Genomic DNA, 6,436 nt, shown 5'->3' with positions numbered 1-6,436 from the left:
TCACCCCCGACGGCAGGCATGTTGCCGCCACCACCCAGTCGGTGGCCAACAAGCCGGGCGAAACCCCCAGGGCACGCACCACCACCAGCTTCGAGGTCGACGGGCATGGTGAGCTCACGTCGAAGACCGTCACCTGGGCGGAGGGGGCGCGCCCGGAGGGTGATGAGGGGCCGGAGAAGCTGACCGAGACCTACACCACCAGCATCGACACCGCCGCCCATACCCGCACCGACGCGGTCACCACGCCGGCAGGGACGGTGAAGGAGGTCACCGATCTGGCCACTGGTGAAGTCGTCGAAACCATCGATGCGGCGGGCCGGGCATCGAAGATGGTGTATGACGATGCCGGGCGGGTGATCAAGGAGACCGGTCCGGACGGGCTGACCACTACCGCCGCCCACACCCTCACCTCCACCACGCTCACCACCCCCGACGGGCATACCGTTGTCGAGACCCGCGACCTGCTCGGCCGGGTGGAGAAGAAGACCGACAACGTCGAGGGTGGCAAGATCACCGACGACCCCGGGGTGCGGACGCTGCAGACGGTGGAGTACTCGCCGGACGGGCTGACCGCGACCACCAGCGACGGTGCGGGCCGCAAGACGGTTACGACGAATGATCTGCTGGGCCGGCCCGTCAAGGCCGTCGCCCCCAACGGCATGACACAGCTCTTCTCCTACGACGACGTCGCGAACACCAAAACCACCGCGCTGCTGCCCGCCGGGGAAACCGACCCGGCCAAGGCCGTCACTACTACCACCGAAAAACTGGACGACGTCGGCCGTACCACCGCGACCACCACCCGCCACGCGGATGGCACCCCCGTACCGGACGCATCACAGTCCTTCGACGGTCTGGGCCGCCAACGGGAAGCGACGTCCGGGGACGTCACGACCCGCCTCGCCTACGGCACCGGCGGCACTGTCGACAAGGCGACCCTCACCCCGGCAGCGCCCGGGGTGTTCCCCGGCGGTGAGATCACCGCCGAACCCCGTCAGGACCTGACCGGCGGACCGGTGGTGAAAACCCTCGGCTCCGGGGGTGAGGAGCGGTCCGGGACCGCCCTGAAGCGGGACGGCGCCGGGCGTGTGACCGAGGAGAAGGACCCAGTCGGCGGGGTCATCACCGCCCACTACAACGACCGGGGTGAGATAGAGAAGGTAACCCGTGCCGACGGTTCGGTCACCACCACCACCTACGACCCGGACACCGGACGCGTCACCGAAACCACTACCACCTCGGCGGACGGCAGGAAGACGGTGAGAACCGCCTACACCTATGACAAGACCACCGGCCGTGTGCTGGAGGTGTTTGATCCCGCCGGCAAACCGGGCAGCCGGATCGGTTACGAGTACGATGCGGACGGCAACACCACTAAGGTCACCTACCCGGACGGCAAAACCCTCAGCCAGGAGTTCGACGACCACGGCCAGCTGCAGTCCAGCACCGATGCCGCAGGTGCCGTCACCAGCTACAGCTACAACCCGGACGGGACGCTGAAGGCGGCGGTGCAGAAGGACAAGGCTGGCAAGGCCCTGGCCCAGGCGTCCTACAGCTACGACGGACTGGGCCGGATCACCACCGTTGAGCGGGGTAACGGCACGAGCACCGCCTACACATACACGGACGCCGGTCAGATCAAGACCGAAAAGACTCTGGACAAGGACGGACACACCGTCACCCAGGCCGCCTACACCTACAACGAGCACAACCAGCTAGCCACCCGCACCGACACCCGCCCCGAAACCGGCGAGGACGGCAACCCGGTCAAGGGTGACGACGGCGAGGTGAAGAATGCGACGACGTCGACGGCCTACAGCTACGACGCCTTCAACCGCCTGATCGGCTCCACCCTCAGTGACGCCGACGGCAAGCCCATGGTCGGTACTGCCTACACCCTTAACGTATCCGGCGACGTAACCAGAACGGAGACCACCCGCCACCAGGGCGGTGAGGTGAAGAAGAGTGTGGCCGAGCATGACATCGATGCGGCGGGCCGGCTTGTCACCGTCACCACCGATGGCACCAAGCAGGTGCAGGAATGGGATGCGGCCGGCAACCTGCTCAGGGACCACCGCGGCAACACATGGACCTACAACCCCCTCAACCAGCCCACCTCCGTCACCACCCCTGACGGCTCCAGGACCGAATACACCTACTGGGCCGACGGAAGCCGCAAAACCGCCGTTAACACCACCGGCGGCGGCAACGAGACGACCACCGGGTTCTACTACGATCCCGGCACCGGTGCGATCGCCAACGACACCCATACCACTGGCGATGGCAGCAGCAGCGGTGCGGCCGCTATCGCCTCCTATCTGCATGGCGTTACCCGCGAGGCCCGCACCCTCACCGGCACAGTCAGCGAGCAGGACCAGGCCACAGGCGCGGGATACCTGCTGCACGACCGGCACGGCAGCACCACCGCCCTCACCAACGGCGACGGCACGGTGAACGCCGCCTGGCACTACAATGACTACGGTCAGCACACCACCGCCAGCGGCAGCATCATGGGCCCAGCCCAGCCACCGGCCGGTTCTGCCGCAGGGACCAATCCCTTTGCCTACTCCGGCGAATACACCAACCCCGGTGCTGGCACGCAGTACCTGAAAAACCGCACCTACGACCCCACCCAAAAACGCTTCATCACCCGCGACACCGCATCCCAGCACAACCGCCACCAGTACGCCGACGCCAACCCGGTCATGAAGACGGACCCGTCAGGCAACACCGCCATGTGGGACTGGGTCGGCTTCGGTATCACCGCCGCCCTCACCCTGGCGGCCCTGGTGACCTCAGCAATCTTCCCGCCGACCGGTATCGCCCTCGGTATCGCCGTCATCGGCGGCGTTGCCGACTTCGCTGGCCTCGCCCTGGAAACCGCCGCCCTCGCCCACGAAGAAACCGGCTTCCTGGGCGATGACCCCGCTGTCCGCGACGGCCTCTTCTACGGCGGCATTGCTCTCGCTGCCACCGGCGCCCTCACCAGCATTGGCGCCACCGTCGGCTCAAAAATCTACGACACTTATAAGACATCTAAAGAAGCTGCCAGAAAAGCAGCTATAAAAGCCGCCGAAAAAGCAGCTGTGGAAAAATTTCACGATGAGGCTCTGAAAGCCGTTCCCCAGGACTCACCGAGGCCCGACCCGTATATTAACCACAAATTCGCCGCTAAGAGTGAATCCCCTCTGGAGGAGCTGATCAAGGCCGCAATGAGGATCGATAAAGATCCAACTCCAGTCAACCCTGAGATGTTGGACGGGGTAACCATGGACAACAGCATTCCGACGCGGCCGAAACAATGGAAGGGGAAAGATGCGGTGGGACAGGTGAATTTGCCGTTCGATGAGACCAATCCCCTTCATGTAGGGTTCGCCAATGCGATAATTAAGCAATCTGAAGCTGGCGTCAAACGTATGGCAAGGGGCCTCGCGGCTGGGGGCAACGTGGAAGGTATCGATTTCAGCGACTACGACAAGGCCAGCCACTACTGGACCCTGGTTGCCCGCTCTCACAGCCGGGCAATGCCCGGAGCTAACGTAAATACATACACTCAAACCGTTTTCAAGGACGGAAACGGGAACATCCTCTACAGCGACCATTACCAGTCCGCGGACGCCACCGGCTGGACCGGCCTTCGTTAGTTGAGAGCTGCCCAGACTGTTGCGTTCCGATGACTTCCTTCGTGCAGCAGTCGATGACGGTTGCAAGGTAGAGCCATCCCTCGTCGGCCTGTACTACAGGAGTGGTTCGAGGGGTCGTTGTCTGCGTCTCGCGTAGTGGATCCGTTTGGCGATGGTCTGGTGGGTTCGGCGCCATAGGGACTGGGCGGTGATGAGGAGCGGGTCGTGATCGACGCGGTCACCGCGACCGAGACCCGCCTGAGCGACGAGATCACCCGCCGGCTCGAGCCCTTTCGCCGCCAGGTCGAGCTGCTGACCACGATCCCCGGCGTCAGCACCAAGTCCGCGAGGTGATCCTCGCCGAGATCGGCATGGACATGAGCCGTTTCCCCAGCGCCGCCCACCTGGCGTCGTGGGCCGGGATGTGTCCGGGCAACCACGAGTCCGCCGGCAGGCACACCTCCGGCAAGTCCCGTCCCGGCGACCCCTGGCTGAAGGGAGCGCTGGGGCTCGCCGCCACCGCAGCCGCCCGCAGCAAAGACACCTACCTCGCCGCACGCTACAAACGCATCGCAGCCCGCCGCGGGAAGAAGCGAGCCCTGGTCGCCGTCGGCCACACCATCCTGACCTCGGTCTGGCACATGCTCACCAACGACGCCGACTACCACGACCTCGGAGGCGACTACTTCATCCAGCGACCCGGCCGGACCCGGCAGACGCGGCGCCTGGTCAGCCAGCTCAACATGCTCGGCTATCAAGTGTCCCTCCAATCAACAGAAGCGGTCTGACCTGCAGGGGTGGTGGATTTTCGAATCAGATTCCCTGCGGCAGATGGCCCGCGAAGGCTGGCCTCTGCACACAAGCGATCTGGCGGTCCTCAGCCCCTACCGCCGCGAGAACGTACTCCGCTTCGGCGGCTACACCACCGACCAGCTCCACATACCCCCACCTGCCTGCAACTCCGCGCTCCGGCGTCCCGAAGCCGCCGCAACGAATCCTGCGGAGCACCAGGTGCGGTCATAACGGCCTTCTGAACGCCGAAATGCAGTCCGCTCCTTTCCCTTGCCGCGCCTTGTCCACCGATCGGCCCCCGGGGGACTACCAGCAAAAAGAACCGCCGGGTGGAAGCGGGGTGCGGGACGTCCACGCGAGAGTGAGGTGTCCTGTTTACGGCAGTTGCGCCGCATACTGATGTGAGGGTCTCGAATGGTGAAGACGATGAAGATGCGGCGAGGGCTGCTGGCCGCGATCGCTGTGGTGTCCGTGGCGGTGCCGGCTGCGGCGGCCAGTGGCTCGGCGATGGCGGCCGATACGAAGGCGGCCGCTGTCCCAAGCCTCGATACCGTTGGGCAGACGAGTAGCGCCTCGACCGCGGCATCCGGGATCAACAGGGTCGTCGTCGGGGACGTCAAGGGGGCGGTCAGCGAGCAGACCGGGCGCTTTCACGCCACCGTGCCGTTCGTCCAGATGAAGGACTACACCGGCTTCGACGCGTCCGTCTCCCTGGTCTATGACGACGGTCTGGCCGCGGCCGGCGGCAGCCAGTCCGGCCTCCAGCCGGGCTGGAAGCTGGATCTTCCGGCTGTCAACTACCCCCTCGGGGAATTTGTCTTGGGCGACGGGAAGTCCTATGAAATTTCCCAGGGCGACCTGTCACGTAACCTGGACCCGGACCTCGCTTTCAAGAAGGAATCCGGGATGCTTGCCCCTCGCGACGGTGTCAAACAGCGCGCTTACGCTTACAAAGCGTGGGACAATGATCGCACCTATTATTTCGGGGATGGCGGGGCCCTGGCCGCCCAGGTCGACTCGGCAGGCCACCGCGCCGACTACCTGTGGAATGAGGACCTGCTCAGCGAGGTGATCAGCCCGTCCGGTGAACGCGTCAAGGTGGAAAGCTCCAACGGCCTGGAGACTCGCGCCGTGGACTCCTCAGGCGCCACCACCACGGCCATGTTCAGCAAGCCGGCCGACGGCTCCGCCTACGACCAACTGAAGGTCACCGACCCGAAGGGCAGGGCCACCACCTTCCAGGCCCAGCCTGCCGGCGCAGAGACCGCGTTCCTCACCAAGATCAGCGCACCGGACCACACGCAGCTCCAGCTCGTTCACAACCAGATGCTGTCCGTCAGCAGGGCCACGCTGACGACTCCCTCGGGCGACCGCACGGTTCTGGACGTGAACCTCGATCCCAGTTCCGACGGCCACAACTTCCTAGGCGCTCCCCTGTACTCAAGCCAGGACCAGCTGTTCGACATGGGCGACGCCTCCTACACCTACTCAACCAAGATCACCAAGGATGGCTCCGCCTCAGTCACCAGCACCTACAACCACAAGGGCGAGCTGATCTCCCAGCACAAGAACTGAGTAAACGCATTGACTCGGCATCACGTTTACGTAACCATCGGCCGAGCCAAAGCCCCGAACATCAGGCGTCCCTACCTTGTTGCTTGGGCTGAGCGAGCCATTCGTAGGGTTGGCTCACCCAGGGGTGCCGGGTGTGGCTTTCAGGCGTCTGCCGTGGTTGTGGCTTGCTCCGATTCGCCGCCCGGCGCCCCACGACGACTCGGCTGCTCATTAGGAATTGCGGCACTGATCGCTCAGTAGGGACTTGACAGCGAGGTCGGTACCTGTTCGAACACGACCTGCGGAGAAGCGAGTGACAGCGATCTGGGCCGGTATCGATGCTGGGAAGACTCATCACCACTGCGTGGTGATGGGACTGCTGCGTGATCGGGTGACAGTTGGGGTTTACGCAGCGAGTGCTGTGTGAGGGGCCATGATGGTTTCGTACTCGACGGGCGTCAATCGGC

General features: G+C 64.5%; 2 protein-coding genes and 1 pseudogene. All 3 read left to right on the top strand.

Going from position 1 to position 6,436, the window contains the following annotated elements:
* The first annotated feature begins 41 nt into the window (after positions 1 to 41).
* The 3 genes and pseudogenes from AC07DW_RS33070 to AC07DW_RS33060 all read left to right on the top strand — a co-directional run bounded on the left by AC07DW_RS33070 (position 42) and on the right by AC07DW_RS33060 (position 5,990).
* A complete protein-coding gene (locus tag AC07DW_RS33070; protein ID WP_478861325.1) occupies positions 42 to 3,644 on the top strand; it encodes an RHS repeat domain-containing protein in 3,603 nt (1,200 codons plus the stop codon).
* 207 nt (positions 3,645 to 3,851) lie between these two features.
* Positions 3,852 to 4,411 (top strand): annotated as a pseudogene (locus tag AC07DW_RS33065) (transposase); the annotation flags it as partial.
* Between the two features lie 418 nt (positions 4,412 to 4,829).
* Positions 4,830 to 5,990, top strand: coding sequence for a hypothetical protein (locus AC07DW_RS33060; RefSeq protein ID WP_478861324.1), 1,161 nt, complete (start codon positions 4,830 to 4,832; stop codon positions 5,988 to 5,990).
* The last annotated feature ends 446 nt before the right edge of the window (positions 5,991 to 6,436 follow it).

The organism is Streptomyces sp. NPDC045701 (assembly GCF_056432045.1).
The sequence above is the reverse complement of the archived record's forward strand: the minus strand, read 5'-3'. Positions and strand labels throughout refer to the sequence as shown.